Origin of the sequence: Methanococcoides seepicolus (assembly GCF_023684405.1) — an archaeon.
GTDB classification, from domain to species: domain Archaea; phylum Halobacteriota; class Methanosarcinia; order Methanosarcinales; family Methanosarcinaceae; genus Methanococcoides; species Methanococcoides seepicolus.
Genome location: NZ_JAGSOI010000007.1, coordinates 37,201 through 57,551 on the forward strand (window position 1 = coordinate 37,201; position 20,351 = coordinate 57,551).

Genomic DNA, 20,351 nt, shown 5'->3' on the forward strand with positions numbered 1-20,351 from the left:
TTATTTCCTCAAGCCTCATGTTTGTTCCTGATAGAGAGGCAAATTAACTTACATCACTTAAGTATAAGTAATTAAAGTAAGCGGGGTGAAAGTAATTGAAAAACTGAAATTACCTACCCAAAAGGTCTGCAACAACCTTTGCTGCATCCCCTTCCCCAATGACAGTTACCACATCATCGAATTCAAGTACGAGGTTACCGTTTGCAATGAACGATTGATTACCCCTCCTCACCATTAGCAGAAGACTGTCCTCAGGAAGCGACAACTCTTTGATGGATTTTCCGGCAACCTTTGGATTTGTGACCTTGATCTCGAGTATATCCCCACCTTCACCTACTTCGCACATGGAGAACATGTGAGGCCTACCAACCATATTATCGAGGAAAAGAGCAGTACTCATGGCAGGGCTCATTGCGCGTATCTCAAGGTCCCAAAATGCATGTAGGTTTTCCATATTGTTTACCCTTGCAACTATCTGATCTTCCTTGAAACCGAACTTTGTCTTTGCGATCTGGCATACCAGAAGATTGGTATTATCCTGATCAGTACTTGCAACGACATATTTTGCATTTTCAATACCGGCTTTTTTGAGGACATTCACATCTTCCGCATCGCCATGTACGACACGAATTCCAGATTTCATAAGGCGTTGACAGTGCTCATCGGATGATTCAACAACAACTACATTTTCACCTCTTTTTTCAAATCTCTCCGCAAGTATTCTGCCGACTTCTCCTCCGCCTACTATAAGGATCTCCATGGGTATCACTCCTAAAAACTTAGCTACATATTTCGACAGGAAACCTGTCATTAATACAGTAATGATAACAGTTAAAAATACCAGACCTACAAGCTCTTGCCCACCTTCAAAATTTAAACCATTCAGTTTTATCGCAAAATAAGTTGCAATTGATGCGGGTACGACTCCGCGAGGACCAACAAACGAGATAAATAGCTTTTCCTTAGTATTGAACGCTGTCCCCACCATACTTGCAAAAACGGAAAGAGGACGAACAAAGAACATCAATAAGAATACAACAGTAATTCCAAGAAGACCGATCCTGAAAATATCTTCGAACCTGAGCATTGCAGCAAGAAGAATAAAGATAAGAGAGAGCATCATCATAACGAGATCCCCTTTGAACTCTTTTAAAACATTCTTGTAAGGTACATCTGAGGTACCCATAATTATTCCAAACACTGCCATTGCAAGGATCCCGGATTCTGCACCCAATGACTCAGAGACTACAAAAATAGCAATAACTGAAGTTAAGGTCAAAAATTTCACCATTTGCTCGGAGATAACGGCTTTTGAGAGGAACTTTGATAATAAGAAACCTCCCAGTGAACCCATTAACAGACCAATGAGAGCTCTGTAAAGAATAAAGCTGGCAACTTCAAAACCTGATAACTGGGAAACTACGACCTCAAAAACAAGTGCTGCAAGTATAACACAGGCGGCATCGTTAAGGACACCTTCAAGCTCTAGGGTTTTGCTGACCTTATGACTTACCCGGACCTGCCTCACAACAGGAGTGATCACCGTAGGACCTGTTGCAGTTACCAATGCTCCGAAAACAGCAGCTATTTCCAATGGGATACCAACTATTGCATAGCTTAGAAATGTTGCACAGACGAATGTAATAATGACCCCAATGGTCACAAGCCTGAGCACACCTTTTTGTATGGCCCTTATCGACTTCACATCAATATGAAGCCCACCATCAAATACTATCACTGCAACGCACAAAGAGACTATTGCTGTAAGACCTTCTCCAAGAAGAGAAGGGTCCAGAAGTCCAAGTATTTCAGGTCCTGCAATGATACCTTCTGCAAGCAGAAAAATAAGGACGGGCATTTTGAAGAGCCTGCTCAGACTTTGTGCCAGAAGGCTCATGACCAATACCGCAAGCGCGATCTGTAACAGATATATGGATTCCACTTTAAAACTCCAGAAAGCATTTAGGCATCTGCCTGAGTAATGTTAATAGAGATAATGCAATTAAAATATAAAGTTGTTTTCAAAAACGACTAATATAATGGTGTTGAAACCAAATGATTTTGAAAGATCACTAAAAAAAGAAAAGATAAAAAGAAGACAGGGTAGAACCCTATCTACTTTATTGAAATTATGCGATTGTGTTTCTGAAAGTTTCACAGCAGTTGATTTCGATATCGAGGAGTTTCTCGATGTTCATCTTAGCTGCAATACCCTTTGCGCAACCTGGCACAGAGGTGATTACACCGATGTCGAGCTCTTCTCTGATCTCTCTCATGACGAACTCGTCGGAAAGGTCTGCATTTGAGACACCGAGCTTCTTTGCTACGAAGTCCTTTGCTTCTCCAAGTCTCATGTTCTTTGAGAACTGCATCCTTGCAACAAGGTCACCAGCTGCTCTCATACCGGTCATACCGGAAGCCATGATGTGTGCGATTGGCATACCGAGTGGGTCGCCAACACCGATCTATATTCCATCTACGCCTGCGATCTCAACAATTGCCTTGCTTGCCCTTGTTACTGCATCTATTGGAGGGGTCTCAAGCATTGGAATACCGCCGACACCCATACCCATATCTGCGTGACATGGAATAGAGGATGCTTCGACAGCTGCCTTTGTGAATGTTACTGAACGACCCATGTTCCATGCGGAAGTCTTGCTGGTGTTTGTGTTACATACTGGACCGAAGGTGTTAGCTCCTGCCTTCTCAGCAAGTAATACCTGCTCGTGTGGCCAGAGACCTGCAAGTCTTGTACCATCGTACTCAAGGTCACCGTGCATACCAAGAACGAGTTCTCCTGCCATACCTGCATTGATGTACATGTTAGGGAACTCTTTTCGGAGTTGCTCAATAGCATTAAGTGATGCGTACATGTCACCGTCGCCAGCTGCGCCGATGGTATCGAAGTTAACACCGTCAGAGCCAACCTTCTGGAGCTTCTGCATGATCCAGACCATGTCACGTATTCCGTGGTCACCAGCGTGCTGGATAGAGTCCTGAGCTTCAGATATCTTGAAAGCTTTCATAAGGTCGCCTGGGTTCTCGAAAGGACCATCAGGAGTGTAGTACAGACCCATGTTTGGCATTGCACCGTAGAGCATAGGAATAACCATGTTCTGCTGGCAAACTTCCATTGTCTGCTGTTCCTGGGAGATAACTGGCTTGACTGGCTTGAAGCTGTAGTCGATGTGACCGAGCTCCATTGTGTCTGCGCCAAATGCACGCTCGTGGACCATTGAACCAACGAGTCTGCTTGCAGGAATACCTACACCACTGTTACCCTGGTCACCATCGATCCTGATAGCACCAATGTCGTGTGTTACCGGAACTTCAAGTCCTGGCTCTACACCGACGATCCTGCCAGGTGAAGTGATGATGTCAAGCATATGATCCATTTCATCTTCGGAAAGTGCTGGAATGTCACCGAGGTCTGCTGCGTCAGCACAACCTGCTTCGATGTCAGCCAGTATGTCTTCCTTGGTCATGAAGATCTTCTGACCGTCACCCATTCTTAAGAAATATTCTGTTGCCATGTTTACACCTTAAAATTTGTGATTATAAAAGAAGCTCTTTTGCTTTTGCTACAGCTTCACTTGCATTTTCTGCATAGCAGTCTGCGCCACATTTCTTTGCCCATGCGTCTGTTGCTGGTGCGCCACCGACCATGACCTTGATGCTGTCCCTCATGCCGTTCTCTTTGAGAAGCTCGATGACTTCTTTCTGGCCCTGAAGGGTTGTTGTCATAAGTGCGGAGAGACCGACCATGTCAGCGTTGGTTTCCTTGATCTTGTCAATGAAGTTCTGTACAGGAACATCTCTGCCAATGTCGTGGACTTCAAAGCCTGCTGCCTGAAGCATTGTTGATACGATTGCCTTACCGATGTCGTGAACGTCACCCTCGACGGTACCGTTTACGATAACACCGAGCTTAGTGGATGCGCCTTCGCCGGTTGCAAGCTCGTCCTGGAGCATTTCAACACCAGCGGACATTGCGTCTGCTGCCATCATGACGTGTGGAAGGAAAAGCTTTCCTCTCTCGAAGAGTACACCGACTTCGTTCATGCCTGCTGCGAGACCATTGTCGATAAGTTCTACTGCTGGAGCCTGGCCCTTTGCCTTCTCTACTGCAGCGATTACATCGTCTTTCTTGCAACTTACTACCGCATCGGATAGTGTTTTAAATAATTCTTCGTTTGTCGTTTTAAAACCTCCTTTGAAAACAATTCTATGACAATCCCAAAGGGACTTATAGAAAATTGAAAGTGTAGTTGGGGCGGATGCGCTGAGGCATATACCCCATCGTTTACCCAAAAGTCCAACTACACATATATATTTTGTGTTTTAGGCCTTTAGAATTGGGACACGAATGTCCTTGCCTGCCACAGTGCGATCAAAGCAATGACGATGATCGCGATCATCCAAGTGTATTCTGCTGCTGGAAAAACGGCAGTGGACATATCAAAGCCTTCACCGTAGTAGCCAACCATATAGTCGTTCATTACTCCCATATTCAAACCTCCTTATACGTACATTAGGCATGCATCTGATGCACGAGTCTTTCCGAAATCTGTGATGACATATTTGTGCAAAAGGAAACCTTTCTTATACACACCATCTTCATCTACTTTTGATTCCACTGACCTGAGCATACCGCCTGAGGCTAACTCAAGGATATCGAAATTGAGTGAGTCTCTGCCGAAATTGCTGTTCATTCCGTATTCTTTCTGCATCTGTTCAACGATCTCGTTGTTCCAGTGCTCCTTCTCATCAGAGAATAGCTCAAGCAACCTGAATTTTATTGGGCGTAGTCCAGCCATATTATTCACCTCTCAGAGATTCCATGTCACCTGTTTCTTCGGAGATCATTACAAAGCTACCGAGGACACAAAGTGCACCACCGACAAGTACTGTCCATGCTGGCACCTGTGCAAGGAAAAGGTACATGAAGATCACAGCGCAAAGACCGTAAAGGTTTCCTATACCCTGACCTCTTCCAACACCGATAAGTGGGAATGATTTATACCAGCAGACATAACAGAACCCGAATGTGATACCTGCGAATGCAAGGACCAGGATTGACAGTGGGTTAAATGCTGCAATTGCATACTCGAAGATTGGATATCCAGCAAGTGCGACTGCTGGTACGATGAGGACCCACCAGAGGAGGTTTTCACCAATGAAACGAATTGCAATACCAACATCAGGTTCTGCAATGTCGAGACCCTTTCCAGCAATAGCGCCTTCAATACCCCAACCTAATGCAGCCATTAATCCACCAGCGTATCCGATCCATGCGATATTTCCAGCGGATATCTCAGCAAGAGCTCCACCAACGAAGATGGTAAGTCCACCAGCGATGATGACAAAGATACCAAGAGCTGCACGTTTACTGATCTTTTCACCATACCAGTAATAGGCCAAAACTGAACCGATCACAGGATAGAGCAAAGCAGCAACTGCTGCGAAACCGGCACCAACGAATCCAATAGCAATGAATGAACCAAGGATAGCCATAGGGCCACCAAAGATAGATGCAAGGAAGAACCATTTACTGCATGGGTGGAACTCTTTCAATGTTCTCTTCATTTCTCCGAACTTACCAAGAGCACCATTCCAAATTAAAAGTGCAATAATAACAGTTAACGCATTGAACGCAGATATCAGTACAGCGACCACAAGTGTTGCAGCTGTTGCACTTTCGTATGTTCCTGCACCAGTTGGATCTGCAATATTGATCCACATTGCATCAAATGGAGGTACTGCCCAGATAATTGTTCCAGGAATATACCAGATACCCCATAATAATGCACAGAACAAAGCCCACATGTAGCCCTTGTTCATTTTACGTTTATTTTCCAATTTCTTCAATTCTCTTATGTCCAAAGTGACTCCTCCAACTCTATAATAATAATAATAATAATAATTCGTACAAGTATATATAATTATAGATAATAAATTCTAAAGAAAAGAAAAAGGAGTCCGAGCGAACCCCTCATCTTCTCATAGAGTCAATTTACTCAGCTGCTGCGTTACATTTGACGACTGCGTCAGTTGCGTTCTCAGCATAGATGTCTGAGCCGATCTTGTCTGCCCAGTCCTGTGTGACAGGTGCGCCACCGACCATGGTCATGACAGTGTCACGGATTCCAGCTTCCTTAAGCTGTTCTTCGATCTGCATCTGAAGGACCATTGTTGTGGTCATGAGTGCGGAAGAACCAACGATTATTGGCTTGTGTTCCTTGACTGCATCTATGTATGTTTCGATTGCAACGTCCCTGCCGAGGTCAACTACCTTGAATCCAGCGATCTTGAGCATTGTTAAGACAATGTCCTTACCGATGGAGTGGATGTCACCCGCGATGGTACCGAGAACGATTGTTCCCTTTGATTTTACAGCTCCGCCCTGTGCCTCAAGCGTAGGGGTGAGTACTGCAACACCAGCGCTCATTGCTTCGGATGCTGCAATGACATGAGGAAGGAAGAGGGTACCCTGTTCGAACTGGTCGCCTACTTCGTTCATACCTGCAGTAAGACCTTCCTGAATAAGGGAAACCATATCGACCTTTGCTTCGATTGCTTCTTCACAAATCTCTTCAACAAGCTCGTCATCGAAATCCATGACTGCAGCTTTTGCTTTCGCGTTAATTTCATCCTGTGTAACCATTTTTAAAACTCCTTTATTTATGTAGATAATTATATTCCAATTTACATGTTGGATCTAAATGCAACATCTGCCTTGTCCACCACAGCCTTCATGTCTGCTAAGAGGTCGCTGTCGATTGCCTTGACTACATGGTTCTTCATGATGTCAAGAACTTTTTCGTGTGCAACTGTTGCGAGGTCTTTTGAACCTGCAGCTTCCCAGTCACCGAACATGTCTCTGTCGATATGTTCTGGATCAGATACGACACCGATGTTGTTCCTGGTTTCCTTGTGTGCAAGGAAGTTGTTACCGATTCCTACCTTCTGGATGGATGGTACAGCGAGTGTCTCGTCTGTTACTGGGACACCTTGCATTGCGGACCTGGTCATCTTGATGATATCGTTGTCGATAACCAACTGCTCCAAAGAGAGTGTCATACCGAGCTCGAGCATACCTGCACCGTAGATGGTGTTACATCCTGCGAATGCTGGAAGGAGAGTGGTCATTGTCTTTTCGTGGCCTGCCTGTATATCAGGGATCTTTGCATCTGCCTAAGTACCTGCAACATAGGTTGGGAGGCCATAGTACTGACCGAGCTTACCTACTGCAGCGCTGATAAGACCGAGTTCTGGTGCACCGACCGGAGCTGTTCCTCTCTTCAGATCGAAGGTTGTGGTTGAGCTACCGTAGAATACTGCTGCGCCTGGCTGTACAAGCTGTGCGAGTACAATACCTGCGAGAACTTCTGCGTTGTGTGTAACGAGTGTACCTGCCCTGAATACTGGGGAGGATCCACCGGACATTGCCATGCTCAGAACGTTTACAGGCATACCGAAGCGTGCACCTTTGATGATTACCTGGCATGCATTGTCACTGAGCTCGAGTGGGCTGGTTGGGCACAGAAGCATAGAGAAGATAGGCCTCTTGCGTGCTGCTTCAGAGTCGCCACCGTAGTATGCGTCAACAATACCTTTGTAGTACTCAACGTTCTCACCAACAGGGTCGATGTGGTGGAAGTGTTTTGTGGTGCTTGCGATAGGTGTGAATGTCTCGTGAACATCCTGTGCACCCTTACCTGCCCAGTCCCTTGCGGAAACGGAAAGTGTAAAGTAGCTGATCTCCTCTAAGTAGTCAACGACCTTTGCGGAATCTGCAATGTCCTGCTCAACGGAGTCGACTGTCTCGTACTTGCCTGGTGCGACATAGTTGCACATCTTGACACCGGTACCGAAGTTAACCCAGTGAACCTTACCCTTGTGCTCCATTGCGACATCCTTCTTCTTGTCACGGCCAGCGAGAACGAACCTTGATGGAGCGTCAATAAGTGCTCTGTTTACAAGGTACTCAGGGATCTTTACGATCTGGGTTTTCTCATCAACTTCACAGCCTGCTTCCTTGAAGATAGCCCTTGCTTCTGCGTCAGATACCTGAACACCAGGGTTAAGGAAAACTTCCATTGAAGCATAATGAATAGCTCTGAGATCATCTTCGGAGAACAACTCTAACTGTACACCCTGGAGAGGGGATCTACCTGGATAATAAGCTTCTACCATTTTCTTTACAACTCCTTTATTTGTCTTTTTTAGTAAGATCGGATCAATTCTGGAACGAACGTCCCCGATCATAATATCGGCAAGTCTTTTTTATTCGGACAAGGTCACAAGGACCACAGCCCCCAAAAGGGTGTCCGAATGTGGCGGAAATGCCAACATTATATTGCTTCGGTATGAAACCCCGTAAGACAGGTCAATGACCTATACAAACAGCGTTTCATATAGCGTCTTAAAACATCTATAATGGAAAACATCATTAACATGCCAAGATCCGTATAGACCCTGTAAGCAATTGTTAATTTGATCATCCATCATCAGTTGTCAGACGCACTTCCGCTTTTTACTGTAATACCTGCTTTTCAATACTCGCTTATATATATATTGGTTAACAACTCCAAAAATATATATGCCCCATTTGCCTTAAACGGACAATTTCAAAAGAATCACAACATCCATATTTTTAGATGCTTGTCTAAATCAAGCATATTTGCTCGGATGCTAAAAAAAGAACATGGAGCAGATTTAGAGAAAAAAACACGATCAATAGAAGCTAAAAAGATAAAATGTGAGAATTGTGACAAAATAACACAAGAAAAATTGCTCCTATTTATTGTATCTACACATGTGATAATACACAGGCAAATAGAGTATATGAATTTTATAATAATGTATCAAAATATGTTTTAAATGATGATGTGTTTAAAAGCAAAACACTGAATTACATAAGATTTAAATACAAAGAAGAGATGCCGCCGCAACTACCCGATAAAAAAATAAAAAAGAGAATTGAGCACGCCTTTACAAGCGCATTCAATGTTTAACAGAGATCTCCTTATAGTGAATTGCATCCACCGGGCAAACCGCCACACATCTTCTGCAACTGGTGCCAAGGCATCTTTCACTATTATAATTTGCATAGAGCTCCCCATCGCGCTCAATTATCTCAATAGCATCCTCCGGACATTCGATCTCACATTGACCGCAGCGAATACATTTAGGAGCATGTTCTTCAATGATGATGCCAATGTCCTCAACTATCTGAAGCCCGCCTACGCCAACTTCATCGATATCCTTTACACCCCTCTTCTCTATACGAGGATTTATGAAAGTTTCCGGCAGAGAAGGCAAACCGTACATCTCAAGCATCTGGTTATACATCTCAATGGGCATTCCCTGTGTCCAGTAAGAAAGCTCACACATATAGATATTAGAGAAAACCGTACTTTTTGCCATCATCAAGTGATCGGCGGTGATCTTATGGGCCATCTCGATAACCTCATCGAGCTTGGACTCATCAAGAACAAGGTCCCTTGCAAGTGCAACTGAAGTGTTCCCGAATTGTACTATATTATGTGCAAAATTAGGACATGAACCCAATTTTCTCGCCTTGTCCGCATCAACATAAGCACCCGTTGCACCAGCCATATACATATTATCAAGGTCACTATAAGCAGTACCTGATTCGATCATAAGGGTAAGTTGTGCAGCCCTGATAGCACCAATCGCTTTACCAGCCTCTTCGATATCCTTTTCAAATATCTCGATACCCTCATCAAGGAAAAGCTTACCATTGGGAAGCTCAGGTATTTTCTTCATGATACCACATTCCAATGCAAGAGCCAGAGCAGAAATGACACCAGTACCCGTCACGCCTTTTGCAACAACATCAGAAGACTCTTTTATCTCACCTGTAACAGGATCAATCAAATGCCCCTTGCGCCCGGTCATGGACTCATCGAGGATAGTGACCCTCCACAGACCATCTTCAACCGTCACATCTGATATAGCACCCGGACTTGCCAGCATTCCACAATTGATGCCCTGCCCTTCAATGGCAGGACCTGCTGCTGCACTACCGGTTATGATCTTATCGCCCACCTTGATAGCCATCTCTGCATTGGTACCATAATCAGTCACCATCGAAGGAGTGTTCATGTCCATAAAATCGGTCTTGATCATCATAGCAAGAGCATCTGCACCGATCTCATGTTTTATCGCAGGAGGAACAATAACGATACAGTTTGGAAGGTCCATGATACCTTCGAACAGTTCGCTTGCAGGGAAGACCCTTGCATCCCTGACCACATTCTCAACACCCAACTTTTTCTGCTTGTTCTCACCCGCATAAGCAAGGTCCCTTATCTCCATGTTCTGGAACAGGGAGAGCTGTATAGGATTCCCACAAACAGCAAGTCTTTTAATGAGAGAAGGATCAACACCGAACTCATCAAATATCCTTTTGATCGTATCCAACATTATCTCATTGGCCACATCTTCTCCGATCTGGATAGCGAAATCCAGATGGTCCATGACATTTCCACCAGGTAGCGGATGTTTCATAGTAATAGCCGTCTTTAGAACCTTTTTAGATTCCAGATCGATCAACTGGGCACGAAACCCACTTGTTCCCAAATCCAATGCGATACCATACATTTTGATTACCTCTGACATAATAATACTTTCAGTTCAATATAATAATAATGCATTAAAACAAAAGATTCAATGCTATATAAGGGCTTTGTATAAACCATACAAAACCGGTCGGTCGATGCCTTAAGCAACAAAAAAAGAAATAAAAAAGAGAAAATGACAAAATAAGTTTCAGTCACACTGACAACATTCAAAATTGAATCCAAGAAGGAATGAACCAGTACCATGTTCACTCTGAAGCCCCATCTTTTCTTTCAGATACTCATCCGTAGGAGGAGAGGGGGAAGCGAGAATTGCATTACAGACATGGGAAAAACATTCGACCTCATCACATGGCTTTGGTGGCATAACGACCACGAGAGGATCAGATTTAGAATTGAGCGCTGTTAGGAAACCTTTATCGTATACCACAATATTGCCGATGACAAGAGACTCCGCGTCATTTTCAAAGGACTGTAATTTCTCAGGATCATTAATATCCTCACCAACGACCGTATCCTCATGCATAAGAAGAACATTAGGCCCACAAGGCCACTTATATTCCATGGTCGTCTGGAATGGAATAATAACATCACTCTGCAGAACTGCCTTCACGCCTTTGTTGTCACCCCTGCCAAGTCCCATAAGAGTCATTTGATCTGCTTTTTCTTCCAGTTTTGCTATGACCTTCCTGTCTTCATCACTAAGGACAATTGTTTTGCCAACTCCGGTCATACCCTCCAATCCTTCCCGTACCATTTTGATAATCTCATCTTTTTCCATGCCAATCCCTTCCCTGCCTTCAATATCAAAAAATTGTGATCGTAAATGTTTTTTGAGAGACACAATCGCTGTGAATCTATTTTTGTTTTCTTTATTTAAGCATATCGAACAATCCCTATCAATATTTAACCTTTTTGTAATGAAAATAACTGATAAAACAAATATTGAGAAGGTAGAATATGACACAAGTGCTGAACCATATGGTTTTGTGACATTTTTACAAGACCTTATATAGAAAGTTCACGATACGTTTATTAGACAGATCAGCAAATGAAATTTATCAAGGCATATATTTTATTAAAGATCTACAAGAGGTATACCATGACAGATATCACTGTAAACTCAAGGATATGTGGATTCACACACAAGATCCATGGAACAAAGGACGGTAAAAATGTTACGATCAAAATTGAGACAGATTGTCCAAAAGTAAAGAACATTTCAGATCTTGAAGTTTCAATGATGCAAATGTTTGGTATTAAAGATAATTATGTCATCGGAAAAGCACAAGACGGGAACTGTTGTGCCACCTGTATAGTACCGAGCGGAATACTTCATGCATGCAACCTTGAGCTAGGATTAATATCACAGACCCTTGCAAAAAATGTAAAAGATATAAGTATCGAGTTTAAGTGAATTAATACATATCAAAAAATGTCTCTGTAGAAATCCTCGATATTCGGACACTAATCCAATTTGAAAAGATTATGGAATGTGTTACATGATGTTGGAATATAATTCCAATTCCAGTCTATATATGTTGATTTTGATAGGTTTTCTACAGAGCCCAAAAAATGATACATTATAATTGATACCCTTGATACAATTATATCAAGGTATCAATACAATATATCAGAATGATATCTTATGATATCAGCTTTAAGATACCCGCCTTTGGCTCATAACATTGCCCTATTGCAAGTAATGACCTTACTGCTGAATCCACTGTTCTTTCATTAAGCTGTCTGGAAACTGCAACAGATAGAAGTTCGGCATAATCAACACCTTTACCCTTATCAAGTTCGTCCATTATTTCCAGAACGAGGGTATCAATATCCTTTTCATCAGATGCGTCAGAAAGCAGATCCAGGGAAACTATACATTTCTTTACGACTGATCGAATTTCATTAAGATAACTTTCATCAACGCCATAATGCCTTATAGCCATTCCAATTCCCTCTGAAAGCACAGGAGCTATTCCAAGACCTTCCATGCATTCATCCATGGAATCAATATTGCCACATGCTAGCAATATCTTAGAAAATGCATCCAGCCTGTCAAGCGTCAATTCTGCAGTATCCAATATCCACCTGTTGCGCGCATCCTCATCTGCAATATTGATCTCTTCAGGCCTTAGAGATATGACCACAGGACCATCATCCGGCTTATGGGATCGGACCTTACCAACAACAGAAACATACTCCGGAGGCTCTACGGATGACAGAAATATCGCTGCATCGGACTGATACTGACCTGCATATAAAGTAAAAGCTCCGGAAGGATCAACAACGCGAGCCCGCCAAGTATCACCATCGGAACCTATATTCTCCACCTCTGTCAGAACCCCTGTGACAAAAACGCGGTTCACCATAACACCACCCGGAGTCAACAGATAGTTTGGCGTGTGCCCATCAGATGTTATCGCCTCATCCACAGTAGAATGGATCGTAGAACTGGAATCATTAAGCTCTTTTGCAAACACCCTATATGCTATTTCACGATCTACCATACTATTACTCCACCCCATCCAGCCTTTTTAGAAGAAGAGGAACCCTTTCTTCAATATCCGACTCCGGCACCCATACAGACTTTGTCACAAAAGTAACCCCGAACTCGATTCGGGAAGTATTCCCACGAACTCCAAGATAACGCCCCGTAAGAACACGTTTCATATCCTCAAAGATCGCATTCATCGACATAGTCTTACCCAAAAGAGAGAACGATTCATGAAGAGTTTTTCCATAAACGATCTCCGAGAGTTCCCTATTCAACATCACGAGTACGGAACCGGTCCCATCATCGAGAATTAGTTTGATCCTCATATCCTGCAAACCATCAACAGCCCCATGGGAACGGCAAACGTTCTTTATGATCACCCGATTACAGACAGGACAGCGTGTGATCAGACCTGAACCCGGCCTGACAGAAACAATATTGCCCTCCACAGCAACATCGAACATACCTTCAGCCTGCAAGACATTAGAGATGGGCACTGGCTCAGGAGGTTTGTTCACTGCCAACGGATCGAACGATAGATCTTCATCAGCACCAACCGATTCAACTGGAGTAGAACTATCAAGATGTATAGATGGAACCCCACGATACATACGCACAGATGCATCTTTAAAACGGATCATCGAACCGATATCCATACCATCCAGAGGAGACCACGAGACAAAAGGCAACCTACCGGTCTCATCCGCCAGAACACCTTCAATGATGGTAAGATCTTCACCCTTTACTTCCACATTTCGATGATACAGGTCAATGATCGCAGCCACCGAACTAATAAAAAGATCAGAAGGACCTACATCGATGAGCTTCTTTACAGGAGTAACAGACAATTCAGAAATGTCCGGAAGAGAACTATCATCCAGCAATATGACCTCGGAATAAGCACTGATACTCACTTCCGCACGATTATGCCAGTTCTTGACACTTGCATTACTTATCCTCACCGCATCCCCGGCATTCAACGCGAGTTGTTTCCACGATGTAAAAGGACATAATCCGGACCCGTCCGCAAGAACACCAGAAAATATGTTAGTTCGTTCACCTTTCAGATCAACGGTCCTTTCACCGATATTAAGGATGCGAGTCTCCAGGGAAACTCCTTTGTCACCTATAGAAAGGTCTTTGACATCAGTCGTCACAGAGTCTGATGATCTGAATTTTCTCAGTATCGTACGTTTTGCTTCACTGATCGGAACACGATACTTTATCAGCAAATGAAATTCATCTTCGACCTTGGACCTATCGACATTAGCAAGCGCCTTTGTTAGTTCCTCAATGTGAGGCGCATATTTCTCATCCATAATATTCTCCCTTTTTAGTGAGACAGTACACATAATCTAAGCATTTCTTCCATAAATAAGATACACCCACAGATATTTCAGATCAGAATACCAGGAAAAACAAGCATACGTAGCTTTTTTCATAATACAAACGTATATATAGATATTTACCCAAATCAAGAGCAGAGCTTCAATTAAAAAGCGATAAAAAAGAAATAAGGGGATGAAAGAATGACAATACTACCATTGGCTTCCGTAGAAAGGTTGATACGCAGTGCAGATGCAGAAAGAGTTAGCGAACCTGCAGCAACCGCCCTTTTGGAAATAATAGAAGCATACGGGATCAAAATTTCAAAGGAAGCAATAATATACGCCAATCATGCAGGAAGAAAAACAGTAAAAGAGGAAGATATAAAACTGGCTTACGAAATGATCACAAAGCCACGCGATTGAACCTCCCCACTATTTTTTAATTCAATATCTCAAGGGCACCCATTCCAGCCAGAGTTACAAGAGTAACCACAATTCCGGCGATCAACAATCCTGCAAATATAGCCAGCAAAGCTTGCCTGAACTTTATTCCAAATACGAACGCTGCCGCGCAACCGGTCCAGGCACCTGTGACCGGTAAGGGGATGGCAACGAACAACGTCAGAGCAAGTGGTCCATACTTGTCCATACGTTCAGAATGCTTTTGACGTGTCCTTGTGAAAAGCCATGTGAAGAAGATGTCCCCTACCTTGAAACGTCTCAGAAAGGTTGAAACCGGCTCCAGAAAAAGTAAAAGCGGGATCACAGGGATGAGATTTCCCAACACCGCTAAAAAGTATGTTTCTATCGGACCTAGCCCATAGACACCAATAGCTATCGGAATTGAACCACGTAGCTCAGAAATAGGCAGAGCACTCAAGATTATGGTTGCAAACCAGGAAGGGATGCTTACAAGAAGTTCAATTAACTGCTCTTCGAAAGGCATTCCTTATTGCTCCTCTGCCAGTGCAAAATGGGCCAGTAGAGCATCGAGCTGTATCCTTTCATTGGCACCTTCAGTGAGCCTGAAATCGACCTCACCGATCATATCCATCAAGGCTACCAGTTTCTTACCGGAAACATCCATATCAAAGATGGCACGATATATCTGCCCTACAACATCTTCCCCTGAAAGACCTTTTTCGAGCATTAAAGAATCAAGTTTCTTGCGTGCAGATATGAAGTTCCCTGAAAGAGCTGTTTTCAAAAGTTCGGCTATCTCTTCCGGATGAGCGGTCGCAGTTATTCTATAGATCGCATCCTTGTGAATGGTGGTATCGAACAATGCTGCAGCCTGAAGTGCATTTATTGCTTTCCTCATATCACCCTGTGCAACATACTTCAAAGCATCCATCCCATCATCGGCGATGGTAAGGCCCTCTTTTTCAGCCACATGGCGACATCTTTCACCAACGGAATCATCTGCAAGGTGTCGGAACCTGTAAACTGCACATCTTGACTGAATTGGTTCGATTATCTTTGAAGAGTAATTACAGGAAAGAATGAAACGACAGTTACTGGTATATTTTTCCATTGTACGGCGCAAAGCGGACTGTGCATCAGATGTCAATGCATCGGCTTCATCAAGGAAGATTATCTTGAAATCCGCACCACCAATAGGAGAGGTTTTAGCAAAATTCTTGATCTTGGTCCTGACCACATCGATACCACGCTCATCCGATGCATTAAGCTCTGTGAAGTTCTCACGCCAGTCATCTTTAAAAAGTTCCCTTGCAATTGAGACTGCAGTGGCGGTCTTGCCTACTCCCGGAGGACCTGAGAACAATAAGTGAGGAAGATTTCCAGACCTTACATAGGATATCAGCCTTTCAGTTGTCTCTTTTTGACCTACGACATCTTCAAGCTTAAAAGGCCTGTATTTTTCGATCCATATCTCTTCTTTTATTTAGAACCCTCCATTCAATTGCGAATTGGATTAACGATGCAGGAATAAGGTTGATAATACTTTTTAATCTTTCGTGAGAAAGACCATAGTTCATAAAAAATAAACAAAGGTCATGTGCAAGATGCACATGAAAATTGAAATTGAGACCGGAAAGATCCGGACTCACTGGTAAACATAGTTGTATGCGATCCTTCCAATGACAGGTACTTTGAGCCTTGAACCTCTCCATGCCATGAACATGAACAATGCCCAAAGGAAAAGGGAAAAGAAACCTGCAAAATCTGCAAGTAACCAGCCAACGTATGGAACCCATGCAATGAGGAAGACGATCGCAGTAAGGACCATGAAGACCATTGCTGACTGAATTGCATGGAAACGAACGAACTTATTCTCCTTTTCAATGAAAAGGAACAAAACACCGGTCATCCAGAATCCAAGATAGCACAATACCGCCACAATGTTCTCGTTGAGTCCTATAGAAGTCTTATATGTCATTCAACTCACTCCTTATCTCATTTCAATACAGTTCTGTGGACATTTCTCTACACAGATTCCACAAGCAGTACACTTATCCTGATCGACCTCTGCAAGGAACTTCGTGACCTTGATAGCATCTTCAGGACAGTTCTTCTCACAGATCTTACAGCCAATACATCCGACTTCACAGACAGCCTTTACGGTCTTTCCTTTGTCATGTGAATTACACTGGACATGAACTTGCTCAGAGTCCTTTGCAAACATCAGTATATCGTTCGGACATGCTTCGAGACAAAGACCACAGCTTGTACAGAGGTTCTTGTTCACAGATGGAAGGCGGTCCTCGCCAATAAAAATAGCATCGAATGGACACGCGCGAACACAAGTACCACGGCCCATACAGCCGTAATTACAGCCCTTTTCACCGTCTGAAAGCATGATAACAGCAGTACAATCTTCAATACCGACATAATCGAACCTGTCGACACAGCGGATGCCACCACCACATCTTACATATGGATATTCCTTCTCGGATTCTGAAACTTCCTGACCAATGATCACACCGATCTCCTTAGTGGTATCAAAACCTCCAACAGGGCAACCATCAAGAGGTGCATCTTCAGCAACTACCTTCTCTGCAAAGTCCGCACATCCCGCATAACCACAAGCACCGCAATTTGCACCTGGCAGGATCTCAACAACTTCCTCAACAAGAGGATTTGTCTCGACCTTGAACAACTTTGATGCCACGATCAGCATGATACCTATCACAAGGCCAAGACCACCAAGGGTGGCCATTGCCTGGATTATCAATGTAGTCAGACTCATAAGGGGATCACTCCAAAGTAGTTAACAAATGCCATAGACAGCATTGTTGCAATAAGGAACGCATGCGGCAAACCACGCATTGATGACGGAACGTTCACAAGGGTAGTCCTTTCCCTGATACCGGACATCATCAACATCACCAGGGCATAACCAATACCTGCTGAAACACCGAAAACGACACTCTGAATGAAAGAGTATTCATTCAGAACATTGAGCAATACTACACCGAGAACTGCACAATTTGTCGTAATAAGAGGCAGGTAGATACCAAGGGAACGATAAAGTGATGGGACATTCTTCCTTACAACGAACTCTACAAGCTGTACAAGTGCTGCAATTACCACAATGAAGCTAATAAGATCAAGGAACTCTAGTTTTAGTGGAACAAGCACAAAGTTATAGATAAGGAAGGACACGGTCGCTGCCAGTGTCATTACGAAAATGACAGCTCCGGACATGCCCGCAGCACTCTTTGTATCCTTGGTCACACCTACAAAGGAACACAGACCAAGGAACTGTATGATAAGGAAGTTCTTGATGAACACACCATCCATGAATATCTGGAAAAGACTTACATCAGCAGCCATATTAGCCACCCCTTGCAAGCTTCTTTGCTCTTCTGTGATTTACTATTGCCATGAGAATACCTATTGTCAAAAATGCTCCCGGTGACAGGATCATAAAGGTTATCGGATTGATAGGAATGCTTACAAGCTGAGTTCCAAAGATCGCGAGACCACCGGTTCCGAGAAGCTCCCTTATCCCACCGATCAGTACCAGCACAAGAAGGAAACCTGCAGAACTTCCTAAAGCATCGATCAATGAATAGAACATATTGTTCTTATTAGCATAAGCTTCCGCACGACCGATGATGATACAGTTCACGACGATCAGGGGAATGAACACACCTAATGCCGCATACATCGGCGGGAAATAAGCTTCCATGACCATCTTGACAATGGAAACGAATGTTGCTATTATCAAAATGAATATCGGCAATCTTACAGAAGCAGGAATTTGCTTTCTCAGACCTGAGATCATAAGGTTGGAACAGATCAGAACAAATGCTGTCCCTGCGGACATACCGATCGCATTGTCAATGGATGTGGTAACTGCCAGTGTAGGACAGAGACCCAATACCAGACCAAATATAGGATTATCTTTTGTAATTCCACGAATAAATTCACTTAAGGGATCCATATCTACACCTCCGTTAGGCCTCTGCCATTTTAATGTCTCCAACCTGTTCATTCAGGGCATCAATTACTGCCTGCGAGGATATCGTAGCACCTGTGATAGAATCAATAGCTCCACCTGATTTTGAAAGGCTGAGATCTGCAACCTTCACATCGGTGAACTGGCTCTTGAAGGGGTCATCCGCGATCTTTGAACCAAGTCCGGGAGTCTCAGTGTGAGCCATGATACCTATACCGGTAATTGCATTGAACGAGGAATCAACGCCACCTGCCACTTCGATCATACCCTGAGCACCTACTTGTTTTCTGAAGAAAGCATACCCTACGAGATTACCGGAACTATCCTTTGCACGATAATAGAGGATCTCCTTGTCACCTTCGTCATTTATGACAGTATCGCCATAGATTGCCTCGAACTCTGCTGCTGAGGGCATGATCTCTGCAAGGGTAGAAGTCCTTGCTTCCGCGTAGTTCTTCTTCAGTTGTTCATTCGTAGGCACAAATGTCACAGCCAGAAGGGCTGAAGCAATGACCGAGATCAATACCAATTTGCCTATAATTATTACAATATCTTTGTTGGAATCAGTCATCTAAGAACACCTCCAGACGGTCCTTGAAAGGTACCTTTGAAACAATACTCCTGTACTTACGCTGTAAGAATGTCTCGGTACCATATGATGCCGGAAGGGTATTGTTATCGATCAGTGAAGCAACACAGTTTGCAAGGAACAGACCATAGAAAGTCCCATCCACATAATTTGCAAAGTGTCCATATACAACTACAAGAACACCACAAACGATACCATAGATCACACGACCGTTCTTTGTCGTGGGTGAAGTTGAAGTATCAGTTGCTATGAAAAGAACACCAAACACTACAACCCCAAGAACAACATAGGACAGACTGTCACCCAGTAAGAAGGCAAGCAGTACCGTTGTCACAAAGAAAGCCACAGGAATTCTCCATTCGATGTACCTGCGGAAGATAAGGACTGCACCTGCCAGTAAAATGAATAAAGGTGACACTCCAGCCATTACCCCTGCCCCGTTCTCAAGAACCAGCTCAAATAAGGCACTTGTCTGAGGATAGGATGCAGGAGCCATTATTGAACCCCATGCCAACGACAGGAAGAGCCATGCCGCGAGGACTGGATTGAAAACATAGGAACCAATGCCCCCAAAAGCATGCTTTCCAATACCAACAGCAAAAACAGTTCCTATCATAGGGATCCAGAGGGGAACTTCCGGTGGAATTATCATAGCTACCATCAGACCGATCAACACTGCATGTCCGTCGGCGATAGTTATCTTCTGGCCAAATGCTTTTTGTATAGCTGCTTCGGTCGCTATCGCTGCAAAGATACTTGCAGCCACCAGCCCTATGGCAGGAAGACCGAACAAATATACGGACAAAAGGACTACAGGCATAAGAGCAAGGACCTTTGCCCACATTATCTTCTTAAAAGTGATATTCTCTTTCTTATGAGGTGGAGCTGAGATCGTAAAGGTCAT

20 protein-coding genes and 2 pseudogenes are annotated in these 20,351 nt (G+C 43.6%); 2 read left to right on the forward strand and 20 right to left on the reverse strand.

The annotated features are described in order from the left end of the window. Positions 1-109: 109 nt before the first annotated feature. The 10 genes and pseudogenes from KDK67_RS03040 to KDK67_RS03085 all read right to left on the reverse strand — a co-directional run bounded on the left by KDK67_RS03040 (position 110) and on the right by KDK67_RS03085 (position 11,388). A complete protein-coding gene (locus KDK67_RS03040) occupies positions 110-1,942 on the reverse strand; it encodes a cation:proton antiporter domain-containing protein (protein WP_250867366.1) in 1,833 nt (610 codons plus the stop codon). 187 nt (positions 1,943-2,129) lie between these two features. Then, positions 2,130-3,533: pseudogene (gene mtbB, locus KDK67_RS03045) on the reverse strand ([dimethylamine--corrinoid protein] Co-methyltransferase). A gap of 22 nt (positions 3,534-3,555) precedes the next feature. Then, positions 3,556-4,224 (reverse strand): dimethylamine corrinoid protein MtbC, encoded by a 669-nt coding sequence (gene mtbC, locus KDK67_RS03050; RefSeq protein ID WP_331522104.1) that lies wholly within the window; start codon positions 4,222-4,224, stop codon positions 3,556-3,558. Between the two features lie 125 nt (positions 4,225-4,349). Then, positions 4,350-4,508 (reverse strand): hypothetical protein, encoded by a 159-nt coding sequence (locus KDK67_RS03055; RefSeq protein ID WP_250867367.1) that lies wholly within the window; start codon positions 4,506-4,508, stop codon positions 4,350-4,352. Between the two features lie 12 nt (positions 4,509-4,520). After that, positions 4,521-4,817, reverse strand: a complete 297-nt coding sequence (locus KDK67_RS03060; protein ID WP_250867368.1) for a hypothetical protein — start codon at positions 4,815-4,817, stop codon at positions 4,521-4,523. A gap of 1 nt (position 4,818) precedes the next feature. Beyond that, on the reverse strand, positions 4,819-5,883 hold the full coding sequence (locus tag KDK67_RS03065) for a DMT family transporter (RefSeq protein ID WP_250867369.1): 1,065 nt from the start codon (positions 5,881-5,883) through the stop codon (positions 4,819-4,821). A gap of 130 nt (positions 5,884-6,013) precedes the next feature. After that, complete coding sequence (locus KDK67_RS03070) at positions 6,014-6,664, reverse strand: cobalamin B12-binding domain-containing protein (protein ID WP_250867370.1); 651 nt, start codon at positions 6,662-6,664, stop codon at positions 6,014-6,016. 41 nt (positions 6,665-6,705) lie between these two features. Continuing rightward, positions 6,706-8,268 (reverse strand): annotated as a pseudogene (mttB, locus tag KDK67_RS03075) ([trimethylamine--corrinoid protein] Co-methyltransferase). Positions 8,269-9,006: 738 nt separating this feature from the next. Next, positions 9,007-10,629 carry a methylamine methyltransferase corrinoid protein reductive activase gene (locus tag KDK67_RS03080; RefSeq protein WP_250867405.1) on the reverse strand — a complete coding sequence of 541 codons (1,623 nt, stop codon included), beginning with the start codon at positions 10,627-10,629 and terminating at the stop codon, positions 9,007-9,009. Between the two features lie 168 nt (positions 10,630-10,797). After that, complete coding sequence (locus tag KDK67_RS03085) at positions 10,798-11,388, reverse strand: hypothetical protein (RefSeq protein WP_250867371.1); 591 nt, start codon at positions 11,386-11,388, stop codon at positions 10,798-10,800. Between the two features lie 321 nt (positions 11,389-11,709). Between KDK67_RS03085 and KDK67_RS03090 the strand changes: the two genes are divergently transcribed. Further along, a complete protein-coding gene (locus KDK67_RS03090; RefSeq protein ID WP_250867372.1) occupies positions 11,710-12,024 on the forward strand; it encodes a DUF6951 family protein in 315 nt (104 codons plus the stop codon). Between the two features lie 229 nt (positions 12,025-12,253). On the opposite strand, the gene KDK67_RS03095 is transcribed toward KDK67_RS03090, so the two are convergent. Together KDK67_RS03095 and KDK67_RS03100 are read right to left on the reverse strand one after the other, a co-directional pair. Next, positions 12,254-13,117 carry an RPA family protein gene (locus tag KDK67_RS03095; RefSeq protein WP_250867373.1) on the reverse strand — a complete coding sequence of 288 codons (864 nt, stop codon included), beginning with the start codon at positions 13,115-13,117 and terminating at the stop codon, positions 12,254-12,256. Positions 13,118-13,121: 4 nt separating this feature from the next. After that, on the reverse strand, positions 13,122-14,423 hold the full coding sequence (locus KDK67_RS03100; RefSeq protein ID WP_250867374.1) for a Single-stranded DNA binding protein: 1,302 nt from the start codon (positions 14,421-14,423) through the stop codon (positions 13,122-13,124). A 210-nt stretch (positions 14,424-14,633) separates the two neighbouring features. Here KDK67_RS03100 and KDK67_RS03105 point away from each other — a divergent pair, with 210 nt between their 5' ends. Then, a complete protein-coding gene (locus tag KDK67_RS03105) occupies positions 14,634-14,855 on the forward strand; it encodes a histone family protein (RefSeq protein WP_250867375.1) in 222 nt (73 codons plus the stop codon). A 16-nt stretch (positions 14,856-14,871) separates the two neighbouring features. On the opposite strand, the gene KDK67_RS03110 is transcribed toward KDK67_RS03105, so the two are convergent. The 8 genes from KDK67_RS03110 to rnfD form a co-directional block, all read right to left on the reverse strand. Then, positions 14,872-15,378 (reverse strand): COG2426 family protein, encoded by a 507-nt coding sequence (locus KDK67_RS03110; protein WP_250867376.1) that lies wholly within the window; start codon positions 15,376-15,378, stop codon positions 14,872-14,874. A gap of 3 nt (positions 15,379-15,381) precedes the next feature. After that, entirely contained in the window at positions 15,382-16,338 is a 957-nt protein-coding gene (locus KDK67_RS03115; RefSeq protein ID WP_250867406.1) for a replication factor C small subunit, read from the reverse strand. A 162-nt stretch (positions 16,339-16,500) separates the two neighbouring features. Next, positions 16,501-16,833, reverse strand: coding sequence for a DUF4870 domain-containing protein (locus tag KDK67_RS03120; protein ID WP_250867377.1), 333 nt, complete (start codon positions 16,831-16,833; stop codon positions 16,501-16,503). 12 nt (positions 16,834-16,845) lie between these two features. Beyond that, positions 16,846-17,643 carry a Fe-S cluster domain-containing protein gene (locus KDK67_RS03125; RefSeq protein WP_250867378.1) on the reverse strand — a complete coding sequence of 266 codons (798 nt, stop codon included), beginning with the start codon at positions 17,641-17,643 and terminating at the stop codon, positions 16,846-16,848. Beyond that, positions 17,640-18,230, reverse strand: a complete 591-nt coding sequence (rnfA, locus tag KDK67_RS03130) for an Rnf electron transport complex subunit RnfA (RefSeq protein ID WP_011499440.1) — start codon at positions 18,228-18,230, stop codon at positions 17,640-17,642. Before rnfA ends, KDK67_RS03125 begins: the two co-directional genes overlap by 4 nt. Before the next feature lies 1 nt (position 18,231). Further along, positions 18,232-18,843: an Rnf electron transport complex subunit RnfE gene (gene rnfE / locus KDK67_RS03135; RefSeq protein WP_250867379.1), complete on the reverse strand. Its 612-nt coding sequence runs from the start codon at positions 18,841-18,843 to the stop codon at positions 18,232-18,234. Between the two features lie 13 nt (positions 18,844-18,856). Continuing rightward, complete coding sequence (gene rnfG, locus KDK67_RS03140; RefSeq protein ID WP_250867380.1) at positions 18,857-19,429, reverse strand: Rnf electron transport complex subunit RnfG; 573 nt, start codon at positions 19,427-19,429, stop codon at positions 18,857-18,859. Then, entirely contained in the window at positions 19,422-20,351 is a 930-nt protein-coding gene (gene rnfD / locus KDK67_RS03145; protein ID WP_250867381.1) for an Rnf electron transport complex subunit RnfD, read from the reverse strand. The genes rnfG and rnfD overlap by 8 nt, the downstream gene beginning before the upstream one ends.